The sequence below is a fragment of the Staphylococcus sp. HMSC063A07 genome, from assembly GCF_001836955.1.
Lineage (GTDB): Bacteria > Bacillota > Bacilli > Staphylococcales > Staphylococcaceae > Staphylococcus > Staphylococcus lugdunensis.
In genome coordinates this window covers 80,415-107,358 of record NZ_KV830916.1, presented here as the reverse complement: position 1 = coordinate 107,358, position 26,944 = coordinate 80,415, and the positions used below count along the sequence as shown (strand labels likewise).

Below are 26,944 nucleotides of genomic sequence, written 5' to 3'. Positions count from 1 at the left end.
TAAAAGCGGACGAGATTAAAGTCATTATTGACATTAATCCCGTCCGCACTTTTTAATCGTAATTTGTTTTTCATAATCATAGATTAACTATTCATTATGTTACCGAACTTTAAATGTTTGAGTTATTAATGATTTAATTTTGACGTTCGGCTTTATGATGTCCGCGAATAAAATAGTAAATTGAAACAGCCACTAAAAAGACAATCCCAATCAGCACAGACACTACCGTTTCTTTATTGATTAACATACCAATTAATACAATAATTAAAAATGCAATAGTGATATAATTCGCGAATGAACCGCCTGGCATTTTGAATGGATGCCCTTCTAATTGTTCCGGATGTAATTTTCTAAAACGTAAATGACTAATTAATATCATGAACCACGGAATCATACCAGGTAAAATAGACGCACTATAAACATACACAAAAATACTATCTGCGCCTTTTATAAACACTGGTAATACAACATTTAACAATGCTCCTACTAATATGCCGATAGAAATTGCTAATACAGCATACAATGGCACACCATTTCTCATTACTTTAGTAAATACTTTAGGCATTTGACCTTTTTGTGCTAACGTATAAATCATTCGACTAGCACTAAAAATACCTGAATTACATCCTGATAATGCTGCTGTTAATACTACAAAGTTAATTAATCCTGCTGCAAATGTTATACCGATTTTTGCAAAAGTGGCTACAAATGGACTACCAATATCGCCCAATTGATCCCAAGGATAGATTGACACAATGACAAACACTGCACCAATATAGAAGATAAGAATACGCCAAATAACACCATTAATCGCACTCTTAATATTTTTCTTTGGATTTTTAGTTTCTCCAGCTGTTATACCGATAAGTTCTACGCCTTGATATGAACCAATAACGATGGATAAGGCAAAGAAGAAGCCCATCCAGCCATGAGGTAGAAAACCACCATGTGACCATAAATTAGATATACCAATAGGATGACCACCATTACCAATACCAAAGAAGATTAAGCCTAATCCGGCAACAATCATTAATAATATTGTTATAACTTTGATTAACGCAAACCAGAACTCAAATTCTCCAAATGCTTTAACTGTTGCTAAGTTTGCAGTTAATAATAAGGCTACTGCAATCACTCCAGGAACCCATTGTGGTAAATTCGGAAACCAAAAATTCATATACTCTCCAACAGCAATCACTTCACTCATACCTACGACTATCCACTGAAATATATTACTCCAGGCAGTCATATAACCTGCAACAGGATGAATGTAGTCACTTGCAAAGGTTGCAAATGATCCTGTAGTAGGATTTAAATAAATCATTTCTCCCATTGCTCTCATAATTAAGAACAAAAAAATCCCTGCAATTAAATAAGCGAAAATCACAGATGGCCCAGTCCACTTAATTGTACTTGTAGCTCCCATAAATAAACCTACACCAATCGTGCCCCCGAGTGCGATCATTCTCACTTGACGTGCACTCAGAGATCTGTGTAATTCATTGTTACTCATAACCAAACCCCATCTCTGTTTATTCTAAGTTTTCTGAAAAAACTTATGTAGGTTATTATACTATAATTTGAACAAAATGGTACAAAAATTTTACAGTTTTTTGAAATCGGTTACAACATTGATTTTACAAGCTTTTGCAAGCTATAAAATTTACTAAAATTAAGCTTTTTCACCTTTCAAAATGGTTATTTTTTATATTCATTATGATATAAAGCATACACGTATTTCTTTCGTTTTATGTTATACTTTCAATTAATAATAAAGGAGATTATTTATGATTAAAGAACTTAGTTTACGTGGGTTAAAATTTTCAATTATATTTGGCGTTTTATTTTTTATTCTTAATTATTTTAGTGGCACGCGTTCATCACTTAGTGCTTTAAGTATAAGAACGATTTTAGCTATACTATCTTTCTTTGTTCTCTATGTAGGCTTATTCGCTATCTTCAATTCTGAAATGCGCAAGGTTATATATAGTACGACACTCTCGATATCACTTGTTATTTTTATTTTATTAGGAGGGCTCTTTTTCACGGTAAAAATTGGACTTATCATAGGTCTAATCGTCGGTATTCTTGCGGGAGCCATTTGGGAATTAATACATAATAAAAGAGGAGGTAGAGTGCGATGAGCACCATTATTATTGGTATTATTCTTATAATTTTACTTATTATTAGCCTTATACCAAATTATATTGCGATGAAACGACAACAAGCAGATAATCAAAGTGCAACACGCTTTATGTTTATGGTTGGTATTGATGCAATTTTGCTACTTTTAATAATTACAACATTAATTATTAAAAGTATGTCGTAAACATCACTATAATACGTGAAAGCAAGACATAATTCTAGCTTCATTTTTTAAGATTATACCTTTTCGTTTTATACTCACGTTTTAATAGATTTCTAATCAAAGGAAGCTGGAATCCCAAGCTTCCTTTGATTGTATGTTTTTATTTGGAGTTTCTTATTGTTGGGGCTCGAGTATTATTTTGTAGATGATAATAGCGATGATGAGATAGATGAAAGTATTGATAAAGAATCTTCGTGTATGTTTACGTCGAGGTAAGTGTTGGTTAAGCTTTGGCGCAATAATAAGATTGATAATGCCAATGATAATGGGCCCTGCTATAAAGAATAGAAGGATATTCCAATTCATGTGTTAGTGCTCCTTTCCTCGTTCGAAGCATGCTGTGACAATACTATCAAAATCCATATCTTTACCAATGTATGAAATAGCTGAAAAATCTTGTTGCTTAGTCATTTCATTTGTATTTACAATTACATCTAATCCTGCAGTTACTGCAGCAGTCGCACCATTAACTGAATCTTCAATAGCTAAACAATGTCCCGGTGCATAATTAAGTTTCTGTACTGCTACTAAATAAGGATCTGGATTCGGTTTAATATCATCGACATCTTCTCGACCGACTATGACATCGACATAAGCATCGAGCCCTAATTGGTGCACTGTTGGCATAATATCTTGTCGATAGCTACTCGTAGCGATGGCCATAGGTATATGATGCTGTTTCAAGTAGCGCATCAACTGCGCAATTGTTTCTTTTACTTCTAAATGCTTACTTGTGTCATTATGTTCTGTATAAATTGCTTGTTTATCATCAACGCCTAAAGCTTCTGTTAAATAGTCATGCAGAGGCTGTGCTTTCCCACCAACATTGCTACGATAAAATGACCTTGATATTGGAGATAATTTGTGACTAGTCAAATGTTTATTTATTAATGAAAATAAATGTTCCTCCGTATCAATAATTGTTCCATCAAAATCAAAAACAACTGCTTTATACATCAATATTCCCCTCTTTTTCTCTGTAATGCTTATATTTTAACATACTATTTATCGTCTATTTTGTAATCAAAATTTAATAGTTTGTCTATCATTATCATGATACTGCTACTTGAATCTTTAAAATAGATCATCACTTTTGTATAGTTAACGTAAAAATCATATGACAATTCAATTAAATTTAAGTTCATTCAAAAGTCTTAGTGATAATATTCTCAAAGAATGATACAATCAGTGTGAATAAGAGAACGTAGCTATTTTACTTATCCACGCAACACATCTTCACACAATTTGGTAAGACGCTGTCACATAAGCGTATATGATAATATATCGTTCAGTTTCGTTACATTATTTAAAAATATAATTTTAGAGGAGGACATCACATGTTGATAGATAAATTTGAAACCTACATTTTAAATATCGCAGGTTTGAAATCACGTTCAACGCGTAAACAACTAATTAAAATTTGTAAACAAATTCACTTTTGTGAATCAATTCAATACAGTATAACTAAGAAAAAAGGTATTTTTGTCTTAGAGCTTAGCTTACCTAAACAACAACTACCTTATGTAATTAGTTTCTTAAGTTTTCACGAGTATTTAATTTATCAAATTTTACCTCCAAAGCATGTAGACGAACTTCTTAATTCTGAAAAATTATATCAATCCTCCAAACGTTTTGATTTAAAAATAGATGGTTTGCAAGATGCTTTCATTAAAGATAAAGTCATTGATATCATGACCTTATTCTCAAATCATTATGCTATAAATTATACCTTGAATCCAGATTGTGCCAGTGTTTGTTGTTCACCAGAAACATTCGCACACTTATTACGTACAATCGCAACACATAATATTGATGTCCTATCAGCATCTTATCGTTCAAGTGCTATGCATAAATCTCGTATTTCATAATCAAAAGCCATCAGTTCGTTACTCAAAATAAAAAGCACAAAGATGATTTTTAACTTCAAATCATCTTTGTGCTTTTTTACGCCGTATTTTAAGGCTTTACGTTTCTATGGTACTGTCTCATCCTTGGTCTTCAACTAGCACTATTCCTTAAAGCATTTCACCAACATACTTTTTAAAAATGGTTCCTTTTGTAACTGAATATTACTTATCATCCATAGTTACTAAATTTTCAAACGCTTCTCTTACTTGAGGAACAGACATCCCTACAACAACTTGGACATTTTTACCGCTTTTAACTAAACCGTGTGCCATTTGATTATGTGTGAAATAAGCACTTTCTTCAACTTTTTCCGGATCATTCACAGTTAAGCGCAATCGCGTTGTACAATTAGTGACATCTTTAATATTTTCTTTGCCACCTAATCCATCCAGATAATAAATTGCTTTTTCTTCGTATTCGTTACCAGCTACTGTCTGTTTACTGTTTGTTGTATTATCCCCTTTTTTATCTTTGTAATCTTTTTTAGAGAATAATTTAACGTCTTCTTCGTCTCTACGCCCTGGTAAAGGAATATCAAATTTTAAAATTAAATATCTAAATAGTACAAAGTAGATACCTACGAATATTAATCCGATAACGACTTGAACTACATATGTCATCCAGTGTTTCTGTCCTAATGGAATCCAGTTTGTGGCTAAGAAATCTAATACACCACCGCCCATATTACCAACAACACCAAATAGATACATCAAAGTATCCATAGTTGCTGCTAATAATGCATGTAGTACAAATAAATATGGTGCGATAAATAAGAAAGTAAATTCTAATGGCTCTGTAATCCCAGCTACAACTGCTGTTAATGTTGCTGGAATAAGTAAAGCAGCTACTTTCTTACGGTTTTTCTTAGGTGTTGTAAAGTACATAGCTAATGCAATCCCCACACAACCGAAAACTTTACCGTTACCTTGAAGCATAAAGCCATAGTGAAATTGTTCTTTCAGTGGTTTACTGTTCTCTGCAAATTGATTTAAATGGTGGAACCATTCTGCCTTAAGTCCATCTTTAGCCACGACTGGTCCAACTTCAATTGGTGCATAAATAAAATGATGTAATCCTGTTGGTATTAACACCCGCTCTAAAAAATGATACAACCATACACCTACGTACCCTGATCCAATAATAAAATGTTGTACAGACTCAATACCACTTTGGATAGTTGGCCATACGATACATGTAATTGCAGCGACAGGCAACATAACAAAAAATGAGATAGTTACAACAAATGTTAGCCCTTGGAACACACCTAACATTTCTGGTAAGCGTTTACTATAGTATCTATTATGTATCCATGTGATTATAGCTGAAATAATAATACCACCAAGAATATTGGTATCTAACGTTTCGATTCCTGCAATAGCTTTTAATCCAGTAACATTTTCAACGCCTTTTTCTAAATTTGCACCAAAGGTATGGGGCCATTGCGTTAAAATCGCATTGATAAATGTATTGAACATAAGGTAGCCCATTAGTGCTGCCAATGCTGCATGGCCCGGTGCTTTTTTAGCGAGCGATAAAGGTAAGCCTACTACAAAGACGATTTCCATATGGTTAAAAATAACCCAACCGCCTGCTTCTATTATTGACCAAAATTTAAACCAAAAAGTATGACTATCCGCTAAACTCCCCATAATTGTTGGATTTTTAAATAATGTAGCAAATCCAAGTACAATCCCAAAAAATGCAAACATCAGCACAGGAACAATCATCGCACTACCAAAGCGTTTTATTGCGTTCATTTTGTACTTCCTCCCTTAACTATGTTCTAAATATGATTTCTCAATCGCCTTAATATCGATTAAAACGTTTTCAAATAGGTTATATGTTTAATATATAGTAAACGCTTTCATACAAACAATGCAGTTGACCTATTTTGAAAGTATTTTGTATAATCAGATTATGTTTTCATTATATGAAAATTTTTTCATAAGAATTGAGGATTATTTATGTTTTTAGACGAACGAGTAAATAAAAACTTTTCAAAATTAAATGAAAATGACCTGCAAATTGCCCATTATGTCAACGCACATATTGAGGACTGTAAAAATTTAAAAATACAAGAGCTGGCACAATATACACATGCATCAAATGCTACGATTCACCGCTTCACTCGAAAGCTTGGTTTTGATGGTTATAGTGACTTTAAATCATTTTTGAAATTTGAAACAGAAATACAACAACAACACTCGAGTGATTCTATAGATGCGTTTAAACAAGAAATTGACAATACATTTTCTTATTTAGAACGTATAGACTATGATCTTATAACTGATAAATTAAATGCTGCGTCAACGATTTACTTGTATGGTACTGGTCGTGCTCAAAAAAACGTTGCTGAAGAAGCACAGCGTATCTTATTAACTATGCATCATAGTATTATCGTCTTACACGATGTACATGAACTAAAAATGGTGTTAAATCGCTCTGAAGATAATGATTTATTCTTTATTATTTCATTATTGGGAGAAGCCACACAGCTACCTGAAATCACAAACTTACTGCAATTACGCCAAAAATACTTTATCTCTGTCACTACATTAAAAGATAATACGTTAGCACAGAAAGCCAATTACAATGTTTATGTATCAAGTAACACCTTCTATTTATATGATGGTACAGATTATTCTAGTTTTATAAGTTATCACATATTTTTTGAAACATTACTACGTAAATACAACGAGCGTAAAGAAGCACATGAACTAAAATAAGCGAAGTGTCAGTTTCATTGACACTCCGCTTATTTTATTAAGATGATGCTTCAATATAGTCCGCAAGCACTTGATTCATTTTATCAAACATGAGTTCAAAGCCATGAACCGTTGAGTCATGATATTCTTTTTTCTTCTGCTTATATTCGAGATTAGTTAAGCGTCGTTCACGTGCCACTAAAGATTGATAGTTAAACAAGAGTTGTGTACCCCCTGTTTCTCGTTCAACAAATTCAACTTCAATCATATCTTCAGCATCGCTAAGCCCTGGCATTCCAATAGTCATTTTAATATATTGGTTCTCTACCAATACTTCAAAAGTTCCTTCTATAACATTTGCTTTGCCATTGCGTTTATCAACAATTCGATATTTCCCATTTTCTGCTACGTCGACATCAAATGTTTGATTGGTACGCTGAGACGTCATAAACCATTGTTTAAGTAAAGACGCTGTTGTCCATGCTTGATAAACTAAGGAAGGCGAATATTTTAATAATCGTTCAATATGAATTTGAACATACTCATCTTCTACATTATATTTAGCCACTTTTCCATACACCTACTTTCATACTCAATTCTATTTTAACGTATTTTTAACTCACACCAAAATAGTTGTATCACAAATATATTAATTTACCAAAGTAGATTTTAATACTTTCATATCTCCAAGCACTATTTTGCTTTTAGTTTTGGATATAAAAAGATAATGGACGCTAAGCCACACACACCTAATAATATTGGATAAATACTGTATGGTACAAGTAAAAATGGTGAAATCCCAGCTACTCCAGCTGCCGATATCACTTGCGGACTATAAGGTAATAATCCTTGAAAACAGCTGCCAAATATATCTAATATACTCGCCGACTTTCTAGGATCAACATCGTATTCATCAGCAATACTTTTTGCAAGTGGGCCTGACATAATAATAGAAATTGTGTTATTAGCGGTTGCGATATCAGCAACACTAACTAAACTCGCTATACCAAATTGTGCACCGCGTTTAGATTTCACTTTAGAACGAACAAAATTTAGCAGCCAACTTATGCCGCCATTATGTTCAATTAAACCTACTAGACCACCGATTAAAAGCGCAATCATCGCAATATCTTCCATGCCTATAATCCCTTCTGATATCGCTTTAAGCAAGCCTTTCCATCCAAACGAACCATCTATTAAACCAATGATACCTGATAATGCAGTTCCGCCAATTAAGACAATAATAACGTTAACACCTATCAATGCGAGCACTAGTACCAATACATAAGGGATAACTTTTACTAAATGATAATCGTAATTTTTTGTTGAATCTATCGCTACACCATGTGTTAATAAGAATAGAATTACAATCGTTAGCAATGCACCAGGTAATACAATTTTAAAATTAACTTTAAATTTATCTTTCATATGTGTTTTCTGGGTACGCACTGCAGCAATAGTTGTGTCTGAAATCATTGATAGATTATCACCAAACATAGCACCACCAACAACAGTAGCCATTGCAAGTGCGGTTGGCACATCTGTAGCTTGCGCAAATCCGTATCCTACTGGAGCTATCGCTGCCACTGTGCCAACTGACGTCCCCATTGAAATAGACACGAACATACAAATCACGAACAAGCCCACAATAATTAAGTTTTGCGGAATAAGTGATAAACCTAAATTGACGGTCGATGCAACACCGCCCATTTTTTCAGTGGTTGTCGAAAAAGCACCTGCCAAAATAAAAATAAGCATCATCAAAATAATATTAGAATGTCCGGCATTCTTAGTAAATACTTCAATTTTTTTTGCAAACCGTTCTTTACGGTTCATTAGCAGTGCCACAACGACGGTTACAGTTATAGCTACATTAAGCGGCATGGTAGTGAAATCTCCAGAAATAATCCCCACACCTAAAAATAATAAAACAAATAATAATAGTGGCAACAGTGCCCACGCATGACCATTTTGTTTCTCTTTAGTCATTACTTATCTTCCTTTCCCATATAAAAACACATCGTCATTTCATGGATATTATTCATACATCTATGACATTTAGCGGTATTGAGCAAATATTTTTTCTTCTTCGTCATCTTTATGGGGGCGGAAAATTCAAGCCAAATTTAGCTTGTACCCGCCCCCGCAGTTGTACCACTTATATCATTTCAATTAAAGAAACACAACATAAATTCTGTCAAACTTCTATATTATATACTTAGGTATCATTTACCGTACTAGAGAAATACCTCGTCGTCAATATAAATATCAAAATCATGTGAAATCTTCATGTTCATAATGGTCATTAAAAATAATAAACACAATAACGCCAATAAATAACATGGTGAATGCTAATCCTAATATTGCGGTCCAACGATAGAACCCTGAAATTAAAATCGTTACAACACTTACTACCATTACTGTAATAACCAAATATCGAATTTTTAAATATTGTGCTTTAGGTACATGCTTTTTGTGTTTCTGGCTATCCTGACTTAATATGTTACGATTCAAACCAAGTTTTGAATCTAAGAAAAGTGAAATTGCTATCGTAATAACAATTGAGATTAATTGAAAAGCAACGTTTGGATATGGTCCAATAAACACTAGCACAAACGCCAGACCATAACATATTATAGACACTACAGCCATGACTCTATCCCAAAATGGTGTTAACCATATCTGGTCTTGATTAATATGTTTATTCACTTCAAATAATTGCGCAAAAACCACTGTAAGTATTGCTGGTACCGCAAAGAATACTAACATCTTTCTATCCAATTCAAGTATATACATCATCGCACAACCAATCATAAAATAGGTGAATGCAAGTCCTCTAATTAAATTTTCTGCTGACATCTACTCATCCTTTGAATACATTTATAGCTTTATTAATAGCATATAGCTAAATATATTTCTAATTGCAATCAACATAAATAACTCCTTCCAAAGTCTACATTTCCTCCATGTTTACTTTGAAAGGAGCTTACTAAGCTGTTTTCATTTTCTATCTTAGAAAATGAACCAATGCTTAATAATATTAATTAATTTGAATACCACCCGTTACACCGAATACTTGACCTGTTATATAGCTCGCGTCTTCTGAAGCAAGTAACACGTATGTGCCAGCTAATTCAACGGGTTGACCAGCACGTTTTAAAGGCGTTTGTTGACCAAATTCTGGGATTTTTTCTTGCGGTTGTCCACCGGTAATTTGTAATGGTGACCAAAATGGTCCTGGTGCTACACAATTCACTCGTATCCCTTTATCTGCCAATTCTTCAGAGAAACTTTTAGTAAGTGAAATAATTGCTGCTTTAGATGCCGCATAATCATGTAATATTGGACTCGGATTATAACCTTGTACAGAAGAAGTCGTTATAATTGTAGCTCCGGGTTGTAAATAATCTAGCGCTTTCTGTATCGTCCAAAAGACTGGATATACGTTTGTTTCAAATGTCTCTTTCACGTGTTCTGTTGTAAAACCATGAATATCGTCATGATATTGTTGATGTCCAGCAACGAGCGTAATATTATTTAAACTACCTAAAGATTGATACGCTTGTTCGACCAAATCATAATTAAATTGTTCATTTCTGAGGTCTCCCGGCAGAAGAACCGCACGTTGTCCAGCTTTTTCAATTACTTCCTTTACTTCTAACGCATCCTGTTCCTCACTAGGTAAATAGTTTAACGCAACGTTTGCACCTTCTTTAGCATAAGCAATTGCAGCAGCACGACCAATCGCAGAGTCCGCACCTGTTACAAGCATATTATATCCTTGTAAGCGACCATGCCCCACATATGAAGTTTCGCCGCAATCTGGTTCAGGTGTCATCTCTGATTGCAATCCGGGTAACGGTTGTTCTTGTTTTTCGTAAAGACTGTATTTATATTTCGTTCTTGGATCTTTTTGTTCCATAACGGTCATCTCCTAATTAATGAGCTAGTAGTTTTATACCCAAGTTAGATAACACGTTAATCATGAACAATAAAATTCCTTACTCTTCTGCATTAGCTAATAATTGTTGAATCAATGTTATAAAATAGTCAGGTGCTTTTTCTAAAATATGTTCATCTGGATCATATTTAGGATGATGTAAATCATAATCGCTATTAGAACCAATAAATGCAAATACACCAGGTCGTTCATCTAATAAACCGGAAAAATCTTCTCCAATCGTAACGGGTAGTTCCAGAGTTGTAACATCGTAGCCTACTTTTTGAGCTGCTTTTATTGCTTCTAGTGTCAAATGTTCATCATTATACACCGCACCAGGTAATCGTGTGTAATTCAATTCTATTTTAACGTGGAACAAGTTTTCTAAACCAGTCGCAATATCTTGCATTCGTTGCTCAATTTTACTTTGGATTGCTGTATCAAATGTTCTAACGGTACCTTGAACATAAGCATCATCAGGAATAACATTCCATGTGTTACCTGCCGATACTTCACCTATTGTCACAACAGCGCTGTCAAATGCAGAAATATTTCTACTAACTATTGATTGTAAGCTGGTAATCAATTGTCCAAGTACGATAACAGGATCGTTACCTTGCTCTGGCTTAGCTGCATGTGCACCTTTACCAAGTATTTTAAATTCAAAATGGTCTACATTAGATGTCATTGCACCAGATTTAATCGCAAATTGATTAATCCCCAGCGTAGGATAATTGTGAAAACCTAGCACAGCTGATACGTTATCTAAAGCTGAGGTTTGCGCTAAAACTTTAGCACCATAACCCAGTTCTTCAGCAGGTTGGAATAATATCCGTACGGTACCTTGCAAACTTGTTTCGAGTGCTTTTAATTGGACAGCTACTGCCAAAATGGATGCCATGTGAATATCATGTCCACAAGCATGCATCACCCCTTCATTTGTAGAGGTAAACGCATGTTTAACTTGCTCATCAATAGGTAATGCATCAATGTCTGTTCTAACTGCTATACAAGGCAATCCTTGCCCAATTTCAGCTACTAAACCGGTAGCCATTGGTATATCTAAGATGCGGATGTCATATTGCTGTAAAATGCGGCGAATCCGCTTTGTCGTCTCAAATTCATCATTAGAAAGTTCAGGATATTGATGAAACATCCGACGCCAATTAACAATATCATTATAATTAAGCATGTATATCTACGTCCTTTCTAAAAAAGTAAATCACGTCATGGATAATTGTTCCTCACACGACTCCGATAACTAAATTAAGTGTGATTAAAATTAATATTATAGAAACACCCATTACTATTAACCGAACCATGGGTGCAGCTTTAATATGTTTGATTGTTCTTCTATCAAATGTATTTAGAAATATTGTAATTCGTACAGAAGCTAACACTGCCATAATGTTTTGACCATATTGACCAGCTCATTGTGCAATATAAAATGAAAATCGAGATTGTGACATATCTATTGCCCTTATGTATAATAGATTAACACAATTGTCAAATTATTCTCACAAATGCTGAGTATCTTACTTTTAAATGTGTAAAATAATGCAAGACTATTACAGTTTGATGATAAATTAATGGAATAATTTATTTCTATCGGCTTAATATGTATAATGTTAAAGAAAGAGATTTGGATGGTTACCCTATTGGAGGTTACATAAATGAAAAACAATAGAATTTCCGGGTTCCAGTGGGCTTTAACAATATTTGTATTCTTTATTGTTACGATGGCACTCACTTTAATCCTTCGAGATTATCAACCTATGTTTGGTGTTAAACCTTTTTTATTTGATGCATCTCGTTTAGCACCTTTTATTTCAGCAGTTATCTGTATTCTAATCTTTAAAAATAAGCGTGCCCAACTTTCCGGGTTAAAATTTACAATTAGTTTAACAGTTATTAATCGTCTGTTATTAGCACTTATTTTACCTTTAGTTATTTTTATCATCGGTATGGTGATATTTAATACAATGGCGGATAGCTTTATTTTATTACAAGCATCAAATTTATCTGTAACTGTATTAGCCGTATTAATTGGTCATCTAATGATGGCTTTCTTTGCAGAGTTCGGCTTCCGTTCATATTTACAAACAGTTGTAGAATCTAAAGTAAATACGTTTATTGCTTCTATCATTGTAGGTTTAATGTATGCAATTTGGACAATTAATACAACATATAATTTAGAGTATACAGGCTATAACTTTTTATATACCTTTGCCTTTTCAATGATTGTTGGTGAGCTGATTCATGATACAAATGGACGTACTATTTATATCGCAACAGCCTTTCACGGTTTGATGACGTTTATTCCTGTCTTTCTATTTAGTGAAGAAACGGGAGACCTTTTCTCAATGAAAGTAATTGCCTTAACAACAGCAGCCGTAGCAATCGTCTATATTATCTTCACTATGATTATCAGATATTTTATTTATCGTACAACAGATCAAAGTCTGGACGAAGTAGATCCCAATAATTATTTAGATCATATTGGAGACGATGATACTGAAGAAACAGCAACTGTTTCAACACCAAGTGAAGATTCTGAAAAAGGTACAACATCATCAGAAATGAAGAACGATATTGAACAGACCCCAACATCAACGCCAACAAGTGAAAATCAATCAGAAGCTAATTATCAACCTGAACAACACGAAGCTGATAATAACTTAGAAACAGCAACCGAAGTTCAGGAAACACCATCTGAACAAACAGCTGATTCTGATAATACTAAACCTGAACAACATAACAATGACACAGACTCTAAAAATAATCGACAATCTTCTGTCGTTGCTGATGCGCATCAAGAAATACAAGACGCGCAAAAAGCTTCACCCACAGCAACAGACAAAGAGCAAGACAAGTAACTAAAAACAGGAAGCCAAACACAAACGTTGGCTTCCCGTTTTTTTATTTATTTTTTATTTTAACACCTTGTTGCGTACCAACAATTACTTGATCCGCAATATCTAAAAAGAATCCTGTTTCTAAAACACCCGTAAGATGAATTAAATATTCATGCAATTGATAAGGATCCAATTCTGTTGTCAACTCACAATCAAGAATATAATTCCCATTATCTGTAATAAACGGTACATCGTCACGTATGCGTAATTCCGTACGAATATGACCATAATCTTCTATTTTTGCTTTTATTAATTGCCAATTAAATTTATCTACTTCCACTGGTAATCGAAATGTTTCACCCAAATAATTTACAACTTTCTGTTCGTCAACTAAAACGACAAAGCGTGCTGCTAGTTCATCTATCACCTTTTCTCTGAACAGTGCCCCTCCACCGCCTTTAATCAAATTCAACTGTGGATCTACTTCATCTGCGCCGTCGATTGCTAAATCAATATATGTAATATCATTAATATCGACAATATCAATCTGCTGCTCTTTTGCTAATATGGCCGTTTTATTGGATGTACATACACCTTTAATTGTTAAATGATCACGTTTAATTTTGTCAGCGATTTTAGGAATGAGTAGTTCTATTGTACTACCTGTACCAATGCCTAAAATCATTTCATCCTTGATTTGAGCAACGGCGTCATCAGTTGTTAATAGTTTCAATTGTTTTGTGTCTAGCATCGTAATTGGAACCCCTTCTCTATTGTTGTATTCCCTTTCATTGTACATGACAACTTTTAAAAGATACAGTTGATATATACAAATTCACTAAAAGCATTGCTACTTTATGAACATTTATAGTAAGCTGTCAATAAAACTTAAAAAGGAGACAAACAATGATACCTGTTGTTGCTATTTCTACTGGTAAAATCCAACACTTGCCTTATAGTACCAAAAAGCCCATGATTTCAGCGTTAGATAAAATACCATTTACTGGTCGCATGTGGCTATCTATTGATGGATTTTCTGAAGATGAACAAGCATATAAAGACCACGGTGGTCCTCATAAAGCAGTTTGCTGTTTTAGTCAATCAAATTACGATATGTATAAAGAAGATTTAGCACAGTTACCTACCTACGCCATGTTCGGGGAAAATGTTACGGTAAAGCATTTAGATGAACGAGATGTTTATTTTGGAAATCAATATCGTTTAGGTGAAGCGATATTAGAAGTCTCGGAAATGCGTGAACCTTGCTGGAAAATTCAAGCTAAATATCAAATTCCTGACTTAGTCAAACGCATGACAGCTTCAGGAAAGACAGGATTTTATTTTAGAGTGATACAGGAAGGCTATGTTTCTCAAGAAGATAATCTAGAATTACTTACTCAAGCAAATAAAGCGTCAAGATTATCTGTTTATGAGTTAAATGATATTTATTACAACGATCGAAAAAATATTTCACGTATATCTTATGCTTTAAATAATCCTTATCTATCTCCTAGCAGACGGGAAAAGTTATCTCGCCTATATCATCGTGCCTGTAAATAATATAATTCTATTAAATGAATAAAGAGCATGATAAGTGTCAACTGTTGATGGTTGACACTTATCATGCTCTTTTTCTTATTGCTCACTAATTTGATAACTTGTTGTTGAAGAAAATTGTTGGCCAGCTCTTAAAATAGACGGTGCTTGTTGACCAAAATAATTTATATCATTGGGTAAAAATTGTGTTTCTAATGTAAAACCTGAATGCGGTTTATATATATTTAACTGGCTCTCCCAAGTTTCTGGATGATTCATCGTGTATATCACGACATAAGGCATATCTGTATCTATTTGTAATTTGAACTCTCCATTTTCTACAGACAATGTTTGTTCGCTTAGTTCAAATGGATGGTCTAACCCTTGATAACGTTCCATTTGTTGCTTAATATCATCTTGATGCGCCTGAAAAATTTTTTGAAATGTAATATGGTCTGAACCAAATTGAGATGCTAAGTTTATAGGTGTGTCATTCAATAAGAAATGTTGACGGTTTAATAAATACATCTTTAAGTCTTTCGCATGTATTTGATGATTATCAATAACATTGTTATCTCTATTCAAATTAAAGTAGACGTGATTCGTTGGATTAAATATAGTTGTAGCCGTCGTTTCAGCTTCATAAGTAATCGTCCAACGATGTTCTATATCATAATGATGTATCACTTTAAGCGCTAAATCTCCTGGATAACCGTCATCACTAGCATTTAATTTTGCCCTGAAAATAACTTTTACATCGCTTATTCCTTCAACGATGTCATAGTCAAATAGGACTTGATCACATCCATTTGAACCACCATGGATATGGTTAAGCCCATCATTTTGTTCAAGTTGATAGCGATCTTGATTAAGCTTAAAAGCGCCTGCCTCAATTCGACCGCTATAACGACCTATTGTTGCACCAAATTTCAATGGATTATTTAGATAAAATTCATCAGCTTCTACACGATTACCTAAGACGATATTATTGTCATGAAATTTCCAAGCGACAATTCTTGCACCATAATTTGAAAAGACGATGCTTGTTTCATTATTGTCAATTTTAATAAGGTCGATACCATGTCTTTGCTTTTCTACTTCAACTATCATAATTACTTACGTCTCCCTCTTAACTATGTCCAACTAAGTGCTGTTAGGCAATGACATCACGCACAGAATACAAATTGTATTTTGTATTAAAATTAAAGCCCGTTAAACAAAGCGGATATATAAATATCTGGGCATCATCCATTTACCTAATGCTGAAAATGATTGATTGTAATACTTAAAACTAAAATTTACAATTATACTGCAACTAAAAAATCAGACTTCTTAAATCATACCCTTAAAATATAACCTAACGAATTAGCCCCATCTTTATCACATAATTCCGTGACTAAGAACATGAGCTATCGTTATCTACTTAGCTTATTATTCATAATTTTACGTTTTCTTTATGGTGAAAAGCCATTATACACTTATACATTGTTACACTTTTTTACTTAATATGCCACAAATTATCGCCAATATTCGCAATTCTTCCATGGTTTTTTAGTAAAAAAATTACAACTTCCTATTCCAAATTTCGATGTAATCACTTACAATTTTTCATAGCTTTTTAAATAAAATGAAATTTTCAGCTTATTAACTATATAACAATATCTCTAAGTATCATTTTCCCAAAATAATGTATCTAACGTTGTGCCCAAAGTTTTAGCTATATTTACACATAGTTTTAATGATGGATTGTATTTGCCATTTTCAATCATATTTATTGTTTGTCTTGACACACCAACAGCTCTAGCTAATTCCAGTTGAGATATTTTAGAATAACCACGATATACTTTTACTTTATTCAAGCGTGTCACCACTTCTTTCACATTAACTCTTAATTAAATCATACGTAAATGACGAACCAAAGTCAAATATATATGACATTTCCAAGGAATAATTCTATTTTTTATTGTGTTTCTATACCAATTCATTTGCTGGCATAAAGTGTCTCTTTTTAAGAACAAAAGATCAAATTCACTGCTAAACTTCGATTTCAATACAATTCTATGACTGACTTTGGTAAAGTTAAAGATATAATACAAATTCACTAAAAGGAGAATGTAATGGATTTCATCGTCCCTAGTACCATAGATACTGCTAAAGCATTATTAGGTGTCAAAGTGATTTATAATGATGATGGCCAAATTTATTCTGGATATATAGTAGAAACAGAAGCTTATTTAGGCTTTGATGATCGTGCAGCACATGGCTTTGGGGGTAAACAAACTCCTAAGGTTACATCCTTATACCAACGTGGTGGCACGATTTATGGACATATCATGCACACCCATTTATTAATTAATTTTGTCACACAACAAGCGGGTGTACCTGAAGGGGTGCTCATACGTGCAATTGAACCTGTCGATGGTATTGAAGCTATGAAAATAAATCGTGGTAAGTACGGCTATGAATTAACAAATGGACCTGGAAAATGGACAAAAGCATTTCATATTCCACGTGCCATTGATGGAACACTATTGAACGTCGGACGCCTATCCATAGACACAAAAAATCGTAAATATCCACGTGAAATTGAAGCAAGTGCACGAATTGGAATACCTAACAAAGGTATATGGACATCAAAACCTCTACGTTATACAGTTAAAGGTAATCCATATGTTTCGAGAATACCTAAAAAGAATATGCGTGCAGCGATAGATACTTGGAAATAGATTTTTTGACATAATAAAGCACCATAGCACACACATACAACATGTAACACACGCTGAAATGAGGTGCTATGGCGCTTTATTTTATATTTTATGATTAATATACATGGCCCCGTATTAATATGGTCTATAAGCCTCTATCTATATCAATATGACGCTGTTCCATCCAAGATAAAAGTTGTTGATCAAAAATAAGTTGTGATTGCTTTAATGCTTCAATGTCTGGCGCATTTAACATCGTCATTATTTGTTGCATTTGGGTTGTAAATTGTGCAACAAAAGTGATCGTTTGTTCCACACCTTCATTTTCAACATGATTTAGAAATGGGCGAGACATCCCTACTGCTTTAGCACCTAATGCCAAACTCTTGATGGCATCTAGTGGCGTTCTTATACCACCGCTAGCAAATATATTGAGTGAAGATTGATATGCTTGGCTTTCAAGCAATGATTCTACCGTGGATTGTCCCCAATTAGCTAAATAATTCATATCTTTATTACTGCGTCGTTCATTTTCTATTGAGACAAAGTTAGTGCCTCCCCTGCCACTTACATCAACGTAAGTCACACCGATGTCTTTTAATGCCTTAAATGTTTCTTTACTGAATCCAAAGCCTACCTCTTTAATGATAACCGGTACCGGAACATGGTTAATCATTTTAGCAATATTATCCATCCAACTTGCGAATGTCCGATTACCTTCTGGCATCACAAGTTCTTGTGGTGCATTGACATGGATTTGTAATGCTTGAGCCTCCATCAATTCAACCGCTTCGACTGCACGCTCAACAGGTACATCAGCCCCAACATTGCTGAAAATGACACCTTCAGGATTTACTTGCCGTGCAATTCGAAATGACTCTATCATATCAGGGTTTCGCAATGCAGCGTGTGTCGATCCCACAGCCATGGCAAGGCCAGTTTCCCGTGCCACAGTAGCCAATTTTTCATTAATTTGTTTCGTCCATTCACTGCCACCAGTCATCGCATTAATATATAGCGGATAATCCAGCTTAAAGTTGGAAGTGTGTGTCGATAAATTCACTTGTGCTACATCAATGTGTGGAATAGAATGATGAACAAAACGCACTCTATCGAAATCTGACGCCGGTGCATCCTGTTGTGCCATAGCAATTTCTACGTGCTCATTTTTTCTTTGTTCTCTTTGAAAATTACTCATTCATTTACCATCCTTTATTAAAGGTTTACCGTACAATATCTATTATTAAAACCAACGTTTTTTTCTAAAAAAGATAATTAATGCAATCGCGATAACTAGCATGACAACTAAACAAATATAATAGCTGTAATGCCATCTTAATTCAGGCATGTTATCAAAGTTCATTCCATAAACACCCGCAATAAAAGTTAATGGAGAAAAGATAACTGATACAAGGGTTAATATTTGCATGATGCTATTCATTCTAAATGATGAATATGATTCATAATTCTCCCTGATTTCATTTGTCATCTCTTGCGATGTACGAATAATATTACTTTGTTTAATCAAATGGTCATCGATATGTTGGATATACATCGAATGCTTGCTATCTACAATTAAATTACCTTCGCTCTTGATTGTTTCCACCAATTCTTGCATTGGAAACATGACTCGTTTAATTTTTATAAGGTCAGATCTTAATTTAAAGACGTTGTCCATCACCTTTTTACTTAAAGCATCATCCACATGCTTATCTTCAAAGTTATAAACCTTTTCTTCAATGTCATACACAAAATCAAAATATTTATCCACCATCATATCTAATATATGAATAACAATATCTGCGCAGTCTAGTTCACCATCATGATGATAAGCATTCCATTTTGCTACCTTCATCAATGATGAAAAATGCTTGTGATGATAGGTCACTAATACATTATTTTTTAAAAAGACATTGAGTGCACGTGGTGAATAATCATCACTATTGATACTATGAAACACGATATATTGATAGTCGTCGTATGCTTTATATTTCACGCGTGGGACGCCCGTAATTGTATCATCAATTTCTAAATAGTTAAAATCAAAATTTTCACGCAAAAAATCATTCTCTTTGGCAGTTGCATCTTCAAAATCATACCAAACAATCGTTGCATCTTTAGGTACATCTGCAATATCAGGTACTGTTGTCAATGATGTGTGTGGTGTTTGGTATCTAATCGTTATACTCATACATATTTCCTCCCACTTCAGCAACGTTCGTTGTTTATTTTACCATGAATTCAATCATGTGTATGTGCTAATTTTATTTAGTATGATAGAACTAACATAGAAAGATGGAGGATAAGCGATGATATTTACAGTACAAGGCATGGTACAACAATCACAAATTGATCATAATGCACATATGCATGATGCCGATTACAATTATATTTTTAGCGATGCAATCAACCAATTCAATTACACTCACGGATTGTCTCTAGCAGAACGACAAGCGCTGCATTATACAATATTTACTGTCGAAGAACATACAACTTATTTAGCCGAAATGTCGCTAGGAGAACACTATATAATACAACTTTTCATATATAACTATGACGATAAGCGCATACACTTTTTCTTGAAATTAATAAAAGAGAACGGCACTTTGGCAGCGACTAATGAAGTTATGATGCTTGGTATTGATTCAACTACGCGCAAGGCAGCAGCATTCCCAGAACCTTATTTCACAGAAATGACATCATATTACAAGACACAAGACATATCTCAGTGGCCTAAACAATTAGGGCATCAAATCGGAATACCGAATAAAGGATGAACACAATGACAAAATCTAGCATAGAAAAAATAAAATCATATCTCTTAGATTTGCATGATGATTTAAAGCTCAACCTTATAGATATGAATCAAACTAAAGATATGTTTATGAATGAACCTAGTACAGAGTTATTACGTAGAGCACTAAATATGAGCTATTATCAAGGACAAAAGCAGGCACTAGATTGGCTACAGTACAATGTCGAATCTCAAGATTCACATACTTTGATGACGCTAATTGAAGACAAATTACATCTGTTGACTGAACAAGACTCAAAAGTAAAAAATTTGGCTATCATGGCTAAAGAATTGCCTGAACAATTGTCACAAGAAGCACATAGAGATGGTCAACGCTCTATTTTAAAGCATATTAAAACACGCATTGACGTTTTTTAAACTAACAATAAAAAAGATAAGCCTATATAGGCCTATCTCAAATCATTATCTATCGTTTGTGCAATTTGTTTCACTACTTTGTGTGATTCATGAATAGGAAATAACGAAAAGTCATGTATCATTTTGGGATATCTAAAGAACTCAATCGGTTGTCGTTGCTCACTTAAATAAAAATCCAAGCGTTCCATATCAGGATAGTAGATTTCCTTTCCTGCACCAAACATAACAATCGGTGGTAAGCCTTCAAGATTGCCATTAATTGGTGATATTTCAGCATTGTTCAAAGGCTTTCCAGCTGCCCACACTGATAAAATATCATGAACACCTTGTCGATTAACAAATTGATCTTGTTGTTGAAGTTTTTCTGTAATTTCTGGGTTACTTAATGTAGCATCCAATAATGGTGACAATAAATACAATTTACGTGGCATTGACAACTGCTGTTTGATAAGAGATTGGACAAAGCTTAATGCGAGCGCGCCTCCAGTACCATCACCCATAACTACTATATTTTCAGCACCTACTTCATCCACTAATTGTACATAAACTGCCTGTATCGCTTTAAAAGTATCATCAATATGAAATTCCGGTGCTTTAGGATAAATAGGTAACACGACCTCATATAACGTGGCTAATGTTAATTTATCCATCAAGCGCCAATGAAATGGCGAGGGTTGTAACGTATTGTAACCACCGTGAAGATAAAGGATTTTCTTACCTGTTTCATGTCTAAAATTGAATCGAAATACTTGCATATCATCTAACATTAATTTATCTAAATTTGATTTAACATTTAATGTTGAAGGTTGTTTATGCTTTAAGCGATTAGCATTTCTTCTTTTCTCCATAAATTGATTAAATTGTCCCTCATCCTTAAATTGAATTGAACGATTATGCAGTAAATACTTATTTACCACACGATTCATCATATAAGTTCTCATGTATGTCAACCCCTAAAAATTGCCTGATTTTCTGCAGAATTTAATATTATCGTAATTTTTTTCGTGCTTTTTCAGCGATATAATGTATGATATATATTTGAAATAAGTATTTAAAAAGACCAACTTAGTTATATTTTATTATTATATCAAAGCTAGTATAAAATAATACAACATAGAAAACAATCAAATACTAAAAAGGAGTATCATAATGGAACAATCCCGTTCACAACACCCAACGTATCAACGTACACAATATCAACCAGATTATCAGTTACAAACGACTAAGAAACGTTCTTGGGTTAGTATCATTATTCATTTTATCGTCTTAGTGCTTACCGCCATAAGTGGCTATAGTATGTATAAACAACCTCTTTTTATTTTTGGCTTAAAAGATACAGAAGTAGGTTATACACAGCTCAAAAACTTTAAGCAATCATTATCAAATTTATCTGAATTGAGCATTAACTCGGATCAAGTTACCAAGTTAAATGGACTCGGTTTAAGTGATATAGCCAAACAATTAGAAGCCTTATCCATTAAACCTGAACATATAGAGCAATTAAAGTCAGTGATTGAACAAATAAACATGTTATTCAATATTTTCTTTGGCTTATGCATTTTAAGTTTAATATTAACAATATTAACTTTACTATTTAATCGTACATTGCTTAAATTACTTAACTTTTTGTCTATTGCAATCATGTTGGCAATAGTCGTATATTTTATGATTGCTATTGATTATTTGGCACAACGTATAGCAAAATTGTTAAATAATGCTTACGTACAAATCACGCCGGATCAAGTTATCATAGAAGCAGATGCTACACATAATGCCATTATTTTACTTATCTGTTGTTTAGCATTGATATTCTTAAGTTTATTCTTTAGAAGTAAACGTCAAATTAAGCGATTATAAACCTATGATATAGCTACTAAATATGAAAATGAGTGGGTCTGGGACATAAATCTAAGAAAAACAGCAGTAAGATTATTTTCAATTAGAAAATATCTTGCTGCTGTTCTCTATTTTCACAATACTTCGTATTGCATGGCTTCGCTTTCCTAGGGTGCCGTCTCAGCCACCCCAACTCGCGTTGTTCGTTGACTTTCTTTTGGAAAGTCTTTTTGTTGGGGCCCCACCCCAACTTGCGTTGTCCGTGGAAATGCTTGTTGCATTTCTTTTTGTTGGGGCCCCACCCCAACTTGCTTTGCTTGTGGAATTTCTGATCGAAATTCTCTCTGTTGGGGCCCTTATATATGTTCTTTGGACATCATTTTGTCGTGTTCTGCGTCTGCTTTTTTCTTGCTTTTTAGGAATAGGCTTAGGATGAATGCGAGTATGCTAAGTGCTGTTGCAATCCAGAATGCGTCGTTGATTCCATCTACGGATGATATTTTTTGGACAAACATAGATAGTACTTTCATTGCGCCTTGTTCTCCTCCGTATTGTGTTGCAAGTTCACGCATATGGTCTTGAACAACAGGATTTGTTTTGTCTAATTCTGTAGAAAATGCATTAAAATGTTGCGTTGTTTGGGTAGTCATAACAGTGACTAATATCGCTGTTCCGATTGATCCAGCCAATTGACGCATCGTATTTAAAAATGCATTCCCATGTGAAATGAGACGTGGTGGTAACGCATTAATTGCCGCAGTCATCAATGGCATCATTACAAATGCCATACCAAATGAGCGGATAATGTAAATGCTCATAATATGCATATAAGGTGTATCTAAATTAAGTTTTGTTAATTCATACGTACCATAAGTCATCACTGCAATACCAAATAAAGCTAACGGTTTAAGACCTACTGTATCAAGCAATTTACCAGCTACTGGACCTAAAGCACCCATCACAAGCGCACCAGGTAACATAAGTAATCCTGAATCTAAAGCTGAGAAACCACGTAAGTTTTGTAAATAAATCGGTAATAAAATCATACCACCAAATAAACTCATCATGACTACCATATTGATAATTGTAGTCAATGTATACGTTGATGATTTCAAAACTTCAAGATTTAACATCGGTGCTTTCATTGTTAATTCACGAATAACAAATAACGTAATAAATACTGCACCAAGAATAAACATCACGATGATTTCTGTTGAGCCCCAGCCTTTGTTACCAGCTTCACTGAAGCCGTATAATAAGGCACCGAAACCAATTGTACTGTATACAACACCTTGATAATCGGCTTTAGGATTTGTTGTGCGTTGATATAATCTAAACCAAATAAACCCTATGATAATAGCAATTAATCCTAGAATGAACATACCGTAAAACATCACATTCCAGTGATAGTTTTGAACGATATAACCAGAAAGTGTTGGACCGATTGCAGGAGCTAAAATCATGGCAATCCCCATTGTACCCATGGCTACACCACGGCGTTCAGGTGGGAAAATTGTCACAATAACGTTAGATCCAAGTGGCATTAATATACCAGCACCAATGGCTTGCAATACACGTCCTGTCATCATAATTGGGAAGTTTGTAGAAATCGCACAAACTAATGAACCCAGTGTAAATAATGTAAGCGCGATAATAAACAATTTACGATAAGAATATTTATTGAATAAAAACGCACTGATAGGTATCAAGATACCATTTACTAACATAAATCCTGTCATCAACCATTGACCAGTTGATGCTGAAATGTTGAATTCAGTATTAATACGCGGTAATGCCACGTTTAATAATGTTTGGTTTAAGATAGCAATAAACATACCAAATAACATCGCTGCTATAATTTGAGCACGTGTAACATTTTTGCCAAAGACAAAATCTTCATTTTGATTCTTGATTTGTTCATTGACACGTCCTTCTACAGAGTTCGGATTAATAGCATCATGTGCATCATCTCCTTGATTGACACCATGTGATGTTTCATCAGCGTGTTGTAGCTTATCAGACGTATCTCCTGTTTCTGTCGTTGCAATGTGTTCTGTTGTATCATTGAATTGATGTTTACGTTTATCATCTTCAATGTCATTTGACTTACTTTGATTAAACCCATTTTTAGACATTTCTTCTTTGTCTAAATCACTTATTTTAAATTTAGATTGTTGACTCTTAGAATCTTGTAGATTGCGTTGTTCCTTGAATTGCCCTTTATTTTTATTCTTTTTGCGTGATTTAACCACGAAAAAGTTAATAAGGCCAATAAATATGAGCGCTACAACAATATAACCAATAATGAAGGTCGTAGTCATATTTTGACCCCCTTAGTTTTTATGAATTTTAACTTCAGCGTTCATACCAGGAACAACATCTTTTGATGGTGTAGAATCAAGAGAAATTTTTACAGGAACGACTTGAGATACTTTCGTGTAGTTACCGTCACTATTAGAAGATGGCATTAATGAGAAGCTATTTGCTGTTGCTTGACCAACATGTTCAACTTTACCACTCACTGTTGTACCTTGCGCATCAATTGTAACATCTACGTCGTTACCTTTCTCAATACTGCTGACGTCTTTTTCATCAACATTCGCAGTAATATATAATTCATCTAAATTGTATGCATAAGCGATTGGATTTCCAGCTTGTGCCATAGAACCTTCAGCACCATCTGTTTTTACGATTGTACCGTTTTGTGGCATTTTGATATCCATTGATTGTGTATCGCCACTTTCGCTTTTTCCAACGACTGTAGCTACTTTGTCACCTTTACTTAGCTTGTCCCCTTCTTTAGCATCAAATGATTTAATTTGACCTGATGTTGGACTTGCAATTTTAATTTGTTTACCGTCAACTTTAGCATTATCAGTCGTTACATAGCTTGTCGCATTGTTATAAAAATGGAAGCCAATGATACCAATAACCGCTAAAACAACGATTGTAATCACATTGATTAAAATCAATTTTTTCATCTAAACATTTCCTCCTATTTGCTTTTAAAATTCACTTTATCTATTATAGAGACATCAGCAGTAAAAAAACACCAACACATCTAACAAAATTGTTGGTTTTTCGTAACAAAACAAATACAGGTGACTTTACAAATGAAAAATCGTGCGAAATATAGAATTATTTTTAATTTTGTCCATCTACTTGAACAATATCCTTTTGAAGCTATTACTACAAAATTAATTTGTGCACATAGCAATGTAAACCGTTCAACATTTTACGCTAACTTTAAAGATAAATATGATTTATATGATATTATTCAAAATTACCATAAAAAGAAATACATCAATTTGTTAGACACATTGTACAATGACTTTGAAGATGTTAAATCAAACAATATGAAGATTCATAAATTCTTTGTGATTGTCTTAAAGTACATACAACGTAAAAAAGCTTTCTTTCATGCCGTATTCATTACCCATCCCAATCGTGAAATTGCCATCGAATACTTCCAGCTCACAAAAGTGAAGTATGAAAAGATTTTAACAGACTATAATACAACGATTGAGAATAAAAGTGCATTTGTTACTTATACGTTAGGTGGACAAACTGCTATTTTGTTAAGTTGGCTGAAAGACGGTTGTCAAGAAAGTCCACATAAAATTGCTGATATTCTACTTGCTAATACGATTAAATTACAACGCTAGTATACACAAATATGGGTCAGAATCGTAATTATAGGAATACAGTCTGAGTTATAAGTTCTAAAATAAAAACCATCCGTATTTTGGATGGCTAAACAGTATTGGGACGCTGACTCGCAATGAAACAGTGCTCATAGAAGACGATAGGTGTAGGCGACATTTTGAAAAACATACGCATAAAAAATTCGTCCAAAAAGTCATAAATTTTGTTATATTTAACATTCGTCAGAGTCTGGGACATAATTATATTTTAGGCT

The 26,944-nt window shown here is 33.9% G+C and carries 29 protein-coding genes; 11 read left to right on the top strand and 18 right to left on the bottom strand.

The window, feature by feature from the left end:
- Positions 1-133 precede the first annotated feature (133 nt).
- Entirely contained in the window at positions 134-1,513 is a 1,380-nt protein-coding gene (locus tag HMPREF2597_RS05510) for an amino acid permease (protein ID WP_002460133.1), read from the bottom strand.
- Between the two features lie 274 nt (positions 1,514-1,787).
- On the opposite strand from HMPREF2597_RS05510, the gene HMPREF2597_RS05505 reads away from it, so the two are divergent.
- Positions 1,788-2,144 (top strand): hypothetical protein, encoded by a 357-nt coding sequence (locus tag HMPREF2597_RS05505; protein WP_002460134.1) that lies wholly within the window; start codon positions 1,788-1,790, stop codon positions 2,142-2,144.
- The gene (locus HMPREF2597_RS05500; protein ID WP_002460135.1) at positions 2,141-2,329 is read left to right on the top strand and encodes a hypothetical protein; all 189 of its coding nucleotides are present in this window, start codon (positions 2,141-2,143) and stop codon (positions 2,327-2,329) included. Before HMPREF2597_RS05505 ends, HMPREF2597_RS05500 begins: the two co-directional genes overlap by 4 nt.
- A 153-nt stretch (positions 2,330-2,482) precedes the next feature.
- Here the strand turns inward: HMPREF2597_RS05500 and HMPREF2597_RS12405 are convergent, their stop codons facing one another.
- Both HMPREF2597_RS12405 and HMPREF2597_RS05495 read right to left on the bottom strand, forming a co-directional pair.
- A complete protein-coding gene (locus tag HMPREF2597_RS12405) occupies positions 2,483-2,674 on the bottom strand; it encodes a hypothetical protein (protein WP_002460136.1) in 192 nt (63 codons plus the stop codon).
- A gap of 3 nt (positions 2,675-2,677) precedes the next feature.
- Positions 2,678-3,325, bottom strand: coding sequence for an HAD-IA family hydrolase (locus HMPREF2597_RS05495; protein ID WP_002460137.1), 648 nt, complete (start codon positions 3,323-3,325; stop codon positions 2,678-2,680).
- Between the two features lie 380 nt (positions 3,326-3,705).
- On the opposite strand from HMPREF2597_RS05495, the gene HMPREF2597_RS05490 reads away from it, so the two are divergent.
- Positions 3,706-4,236 (top strand): hypothetical protein, encoded by a 531-nt coding sequence (locus HMPREF2597_RS05490; protein ID WP_002460138.1) that lies wholly within the window; start codon positions 3,706-3,708, stop codon positions 4,234-4,236.
- Between the two features lie 201 nt (positions 4,237-4,437).
- Here HMPREF2597_RS05490 and HMPREF2597_RS05485 read toward each other — a convergent pair whose 3' ends face one another.
- Positions 4,438-6,033: an alpha-glucoside-specific PTS transporter subunit IIBC gene (locus tag HMPREF2597_RS05485; protein WP_002478790.1), complete on the bottom strand. Its 1,596-nt coding sequence runs from the start codon at positions 6,031-6,033 to the stop codon at positions 4,438-4,440.
- A 207-nt stretch (positions 6,034-6,240) separates the two neighbouring features.
- On the opposite strand from HMPREF2597_RS05485, the gene HMPREF2597_RS05480 reads away from it, so the two are divergent.
- The gene (locus HMPREF2597_RS05480; protein ID WP_070817225.1) at positions 6,241-7,002 is read left to right on the top strand and encodes a MurR/RpiR family transcriptional regulator; all 762 of its coding nucleotides are present in this window, start codon (positions 6,241-6,243) and stop codon (positions 7,000-7,002) included.
- A 37-nt stretch (positions 7,003-7,039) separates the two neighbouring features.
- Here HMPREF2597_RS05480 and HMPREF2597_RS05475 read toward each other — a convergent pair whose 3' ends face one another.
- The 5 genes from HMPREF2597_RS05475 to HMPREF2597_RS05455 form a co-directional block, all read right to left on the bottom strand.
- Positions 7,040-7,549 carry an SRPBCC family protein gene (locus HMPREF2597_RS05475; RefSeq protein ID WP_002478788.1) on the bottom strand — a complete coding sequence of 170 codons (510 nt, stop codon included), beginning with the start codon at positions 7,547-7,549 and terminating at the stop codon, positions 7,040-7,042.
- A 125-nt stretch (positions 7,550-7,674) separates the two neighbouring features.
- Positions 7,675-8,970: a Na+/H+ antiporter NhaC family protein gene (locus HMPREF2597_RS05470; RefSeq protein ID WP_002478787.1), complete on the bottom strand. Its 1,296-nt coding sequence runs from the start codon at positions 8,968-8,970 to the stop codon at positions 7,675-7,677.
- A gap of 285 nt (positions 8,971-9,255) precedes the next feature.
- Positions 9,256-9,840 carry a hypothetical protein gene (locus HMPREF2597_RS05465; RefSeq protein WP_002478786.1) on the bottom strand — a complete coding sequence of 195 codons (585 nt, stop codon included), beginning with the start codon at positions 9,838-9,840 and terminating at the stop codon, positions 9,256-9,258.
- 181 nt (positions 9,841-10,021) lie between these two features.
- Positions 10,022-10,903, bottom strand: coding sequence for an SDR family oxidoreductase (locus HMPREF2597_RS05460; RefSeq protein WP_002478785.1), 882 nt, complete (start codon positions 10,901-10,903; stop codon positions 10,022-10,024).
- A gap of 79 nt (positions 10,904-10,982) precedes the next feature.
- The gene (locus HMPREF2597_RS05455) at positions 10,983-12,113 is read right to left on the bottom strand and encodes an amidohydrolase (protein WP_002478784.1); all 1,131 of its coding nucleotides are present in this window, start codon (positions 12,111-12,113) and stop codon (positions 10,983-10,985) included.
- 481 nt (positions 12,114-12,594) lie between these two features.
- Here HMPREF2597_RS05455 and HMPREF2597_RS05450 point away from each other — a divergent pair, with 481 nt between their 5' ends.
- Entirely contained in the window at positions 12,595-13,797 is a 1,203-nt protein-coding gene (locus HMPREF2597_RS05450) for a peptidoglycan release complex CPBP-like subunit SdpC (protein ID WP_002478783.1), read from the top strand.
- A gap of 43 nt (positions 13,798-13,840) precedes the next feature.
- Here the strand turns inward: HMPREF2597_RS05450 and HMPREF2597_RS05445 are convergent, their stop codons facing one another.
- On the bottom strand, positions 13,841-14,527 hold the full coding sequence (locus HMPREF2597_RS05445) for a ribose 5-phosphate isomerase A (protein WP_002478782.1): 687 nt from the start codon (positions 14,525-14,527) through the stop codon (positions 13,841-13,843).
- Positions 14,528-14,682: 155 nt separating this feature from the next.
- Between HMPREF2597_RS05445 and HMPREF2597_RS05440 the strand changes: the two genes are divergently transcribed.
- A complete protein-coding gene (locus tag HMPREF2597_RS05440; protein WP_002478781.1) occupies positions 14,683-15,336 on the top strand; it encodes an MOSC domain-containing protein in 654 nt (217 codons plus the stop codon).
- A 75-nt stretch (positions 15,337-15,411) separates the two neighbouring features.
- Here HMPREF2597_RS05440 and HMPREF2597_RS05435 read toward each other — a convergent pair whose 3' ends face one another.
- Positions 15,412-16,422 (bottom strand): aldose epimerase family protein, encoded by a 1,011-nt coding sequence (locus HMPREF2597_RS05435; RefSeq protein ID WP_002478780.1) that lies wholly within the window; start codon positions 16,420-16,422, stop codon positions 15,412-15,414.
- Positions 16,423-16,976: 554 nt separating this feature from the next.
- Positions 16,977-17,192: a helix-turn-helix transcriptional regulator gene (locus HMPREF2597_RS05430; protein WP_002460156.1), complete on the bottom strand. Its 216-nt coding sequence runs from the start codon at positions 17,190-17,192 to the stop codon at positions 16,977-16,979.
- Positions 17,193-17,429: 237 nt separating this feature from the next.
- Here HMPREF2597_RS05430 and HMPREF2597_RS05425 point away from each other — a divergent pair, with 237 nt between their 5' ends.
- Positions 17,430-18,038 carry a DNA-3-methyladenine glycosylase gene (locus tag HMPREF2597_RS05425; protein ID WP_002478779.1) on the top strand — a complete coding sequence of 203 codons (609 nt, stop codon included), beginning with the start codon at positions 17,430-17,432 and terminating at the stop codon, positions 18,036-18,038.
- 124 nt (positions 18,039-18,162) lie between these two features.
- On the opposite strand, the gene fni is transcribed toward HMPREF2597_RS05425, so the two are convergent.
- Entirely contained in the window at positions 18,163-19,215 is a 1,053-nt protein-coding gene (gene fni, locus HMPREF2597_RS05420) for a type 2 isopentenyl-diphosphate Delta-isomerase (protein WP_002460158.1), read from the bottom strand.
- Between the two features lie 45 nt (positions 19,216-19,260).
- A complete protein-coding gene (gene corA / locus HMPREF2597_RS05415; RefSeq protein WP_002478778.1) occupies positions 19,261-20,208 on the bottom strand; it encodes a magnesium/cobalt transporter CorA in 948 nt (315 codons plus the stop codon).
- A 118-nt stretch (positions 20,209-20,326) separates the two neighbouring features.
- On the opposite strand from corA, the gene HMPREF2597_RS05410 reads away from it, so the two are divergent.
- Complete coding sequence (locus HMPREF2597_RS05410) at positions 20,327-20,794, top strand: thioesterase family protein (RefSeq protein ID WP_002478777.1); 468 nt, start codon at positions 20,327-20,329, stop codon at positions 20,792-20,794.
- 5 nt (positions 20,795-20,799) lie between these two features.
- Positions 20,800-21,189 carry a hypothetical protein gene (locus HMPREF2597_RS05405; RefSeq protein ID WP_070817224.1) on the top strand — a complete coding sequence of 130 codons (390 nt, stop codon included), beginning with the start codon at positions 20,800-20,802 and terminating at the stop codon, positions 21,187-21,189.
- Between the two features lie 32 nt (positions 21,190-21,221).
- On the opposite strand, the gene HMPREF2597_RS05400 is transcribed toward HMPREF2597_RS05405, so the two are convergent.
- On the bottom strand, positions 21,222-22,130 hold the full coding sequence (locus HMPREF2597_RS05400; protein ID WP_012990759.1) for an alpha/beta hydrolase fold domain-containing protein: 909 nt from the start codon (positions 22,128-22,130) through the stop codon (positions 21,222-21,224).
- 208 nt (positions 22,131-22,338) lie between these two features.
- Between HMPREF2597_RS05400 and HMPREF2597_RS05395 the strand changes: the two genes are divergently transcribed.
- Complete coding sequence (locus HMPREF2597_RS05395; RefSeq protein ID WP_070817223.1) at positions 22,339-23,046, top strand: hypothetical protein; 708 nt, start codon at positions 22,339-22,341, stop codon at positions 23,044-23,046.
- 146 nt (positions 23,047-23,192) lie between these two features.
- Here HMPREF2597_RS05395 and HMPREF2597_RS12880 read toward each other — a convergent pair whose 3' ends face one another.
- From HMPREF2597_RS12880 to HMPREF2597_RS05385, 3 genes are read right to left on the bottom strand one after another with little or no spacing between them, the layout of a single operon-like run.
- Positions 23,193-23,327: a hypothetical protein gene (locus HMPREF2597_RS12880; protein ID WP_256337086.1), complete on the bottom strand. Its 135-nt coding sequence runs from the start codon at positions 23,325-23,327 to the stop codon at positions 23,193-23,195.
- 54 nt (positions 23,328-23,381) lie between these two features.
- Positions 23,382-25,346: a DHA2 family efflux MFS transporter permease subunit gene (locus HMPREF2597_RS05390; protein ID WP_002478773.1), complete on the bottom strand. Its 1,965-nt coding sequence runs from the start codon at positions 25,344-25,346 to the stop codon at positions 23,382-23,384.
- 12 nt (positions 25,347-25,358) lie between these two features.
- Positions 25,359-26,006, bottom strand: coding sequence for an HlyD family secretion protein (locus HMPREF2597_RS05385; RefSeq protein ID WP_002460169.1), 648 nt, complete (start codon positions 26,004-26,006; stop codon positions 25,359-25,361).
- Positions 26,007-26,138: 132 nt separating this feature from the next.
- Here HMPREF2597_RS05385 and HMPREF2597_RS05380 point away from each other — a divergent pair, with 132 nt between their 5' ends.
- Positions 26,139-26,690: a TetR/AcrR family transcriptional regulator gene (locus HMPREF2597_RS05380; RefSeq protein ID WP_002478772.1), complete on the top strand. Its 552-nt coding sequence runs from the start codon at positions 26,139-26,141 to the stop codon at positions 26,688-26,690.
- Positions 26,691-26,944: the final 254 nt, after the last annotated feature.

What these genes read in the sequence shown, in the direction of transcription:
- HMPREF2597_RS05485 (WP_002478790.1), bottom strand. Translation starts at nt 6,033, where the DNA reads ATGAACGCAATAAAACGCTTTGGTAGTGCGATGATTGTTCCTGTGCTG.
- HMPREF2597_RS05410 (WP_002478777.1), top strand. Translation starts at nt 20,327, where the DNA reads ATGATATTTACAGTACAAGGCATGGTACAACAATCACAAATTGATCAT.
- HMPREF2597_RS05450 (WP_002478783.1), top strand. Translation starts at nt 12,595, where the DNA reads ATGAAAAACAATAGAATTTCCGGGTTCCAGTGGGCTTTAACAATATTT.
- HMPREF2597_RS05435 (WP_002478780.1), bottom strand. Translation starts at nt 16,422, where the DNA reads ATGATAGTTGAAGTAGAAAAGCAAAGACATGGTATCGACCTTATTAAA.
- HMPREF2597_RS05490 (WP_002460138.1), top strand. Translation starts at nt 3,706, where the DNA reads ATGTTGATAGATAAATTTGAAACCTACATTTTAAATATCGCAGGTTTG.
- HMPREF2597_RS05500 (WP_002460135.1), top strand. Translation starts at nt 2,141, where the DNA reads ATGAGCACCATTATTATTGGTATTATTCTTATAATTTTACTTATTATT.
- HMPREF2597_RS05505 (WP_002460134.1), top strand. Translation starts at nt 1,788, where the DNA reads ATGATTAAAGAACTTAGTTTACGTGGGTTAAAATTTTCAATTATATTT.
- HMPREF2597_RS05405 (WP_070817224.1), top strand. Translation starts at nt 20,800, where the DNA reads ATGACAAAATCTAGCATAGAAAAAATAAAATCATATCTCTTAGATTTG.
- corA (WP_002478778.1), bottom strand. Translation starts at nt 20,208, where the DNA reads ATGAGTATAACGATTAGATACCAAACACCACACACATCATTGACAACA.
- HMPREF2597_RS05470 (WP_002478787.1), bottom strand. Translation starts at nt 8,970, where the DNA reads ATGACTAAAGAGAAACAAAATGGTCATGCGTGGGCACTGTTGCCACTA.
- HMPREF2597_RS05380 (WP_002478772.1), top strand. Translation starts at nt 26,139, where the DNA reads ATGAAAAATCGTGCGAAATATAGAATTATTTTTAATTTTGTCCATCTA.
- HMPREF2597_RS05440 (WP_002478781.1), top strand. Translation starts at nt 14,683, where the DNA reads ATGATACCTGTTGTTGCTATTTCTACTGGTAAAATCCAACACTTGCCT.
- HMPREF2597_RS05480 (WP_070817225.1), top strand. Translation starts at nt 6,241, where the DNA reads ATGTTTTTAGACGAACGAGTAAATAAAAACTTTTCAAAATTAAATGAA.
- HMPREF2597_RS05495 (WP_002460137.1), bottom strand. Translation starts at nt 3,325, where the DNA reads ATGTATAAAGCAGTTGTTTTTGATTTTGATGGAACAATTATTGATACG.
- fni (WP_002460158.1), bottom strand. Translation starts at nt 19,215, where the DNA reads ATGAGTAATTTTCAAAGAGAACAAAGAAAAAATGAGCACGTAGAAATT.
- HMPREF2597_RS05460 (WP_002478785.1), bottom strand. Translation starts at nt 10,903, where the DNA reads ATGGAACAAAAAGATCCAAGAACGAAATATAAATACAGTCTTTACGAA.
- HMPREF2597_RS05425 (WP_002478779.1), top strand. Translation starts at nt 17,430, where the DNA reads ATGGATTTCATCGTCCCTAGTACCATAGATACTGCTAAAGCATTATTA.
- HMPREF2597_RS05390 (WP_002478773.1), bottom strand. Translation starts at nt 25,346, where the DNA reads ATGACTACGACCTTCATTATTGGTTATATTGTTGTAGCGCTCATATTT.
- HMPREF2597_RS05445 (WP_002478782.1), bottom strand. Translation starts at nt 14,527, where the DNA reads ATGCTAGACACAAAACAATTGAAACTATTAACAACTGATGACGCCGTT.
- HMPREF2597_RS05465 (WP_002478786.1), bottom strand. Translation starts at nt 9,840, where the DNA reads ATGTCAGCAGAAAATTTAATTAGAGGACTTGCATTCACCTATTTTATG.
- HMPREF2597_RS05455 (WP_002478784.1), bottom strand. Translation starts at nt 12,113, where the DNA reads ATGCTTAATTATAATGATATTGTTAATTGGCGTCGGATGTTTCATCAA.
- HMPREF2597_RS05395 (WP_070817223.1), top strand. Translation starts at nt 22,339, where the DNA reads ATGGAACAATCCCGTTCACAACACCCAACGTATCAACGTACACAATAT.
- HMPREF2597_RS05385 (WP_002460169.1), bottom strand. Translation starts at nt 26,006, where the DNA reads ATGAAAAAATTGATTTTAATCAATGTGATTACAATCGTTGTTTTAGCG.
- HMPREF2597_RS12405 (WP_002460136.1), bottom strand. Translation starts at nt 2,674, where the DNA reads ATGAATTGGAATATCCTTCTATTCTTTATAGCAGGGCCCATTATCATT.
- HMPREF2597_RS05510 (WP_002460133.1), bottom strand. Translation starts at nt 1,513, where the DNA reads ATGAGTAACAATGAATTACACAGATCTCTGAGTGCACGTCAAGTGAGA.
- HMPREF2597_RS05400 (WP_012990759.1), bottom strand. Translation starts at nt 22,130, where the DNA reads ATGAGAACTTATATGATGAATCGTGTGGTAAATAAGTATTTACTGCAT.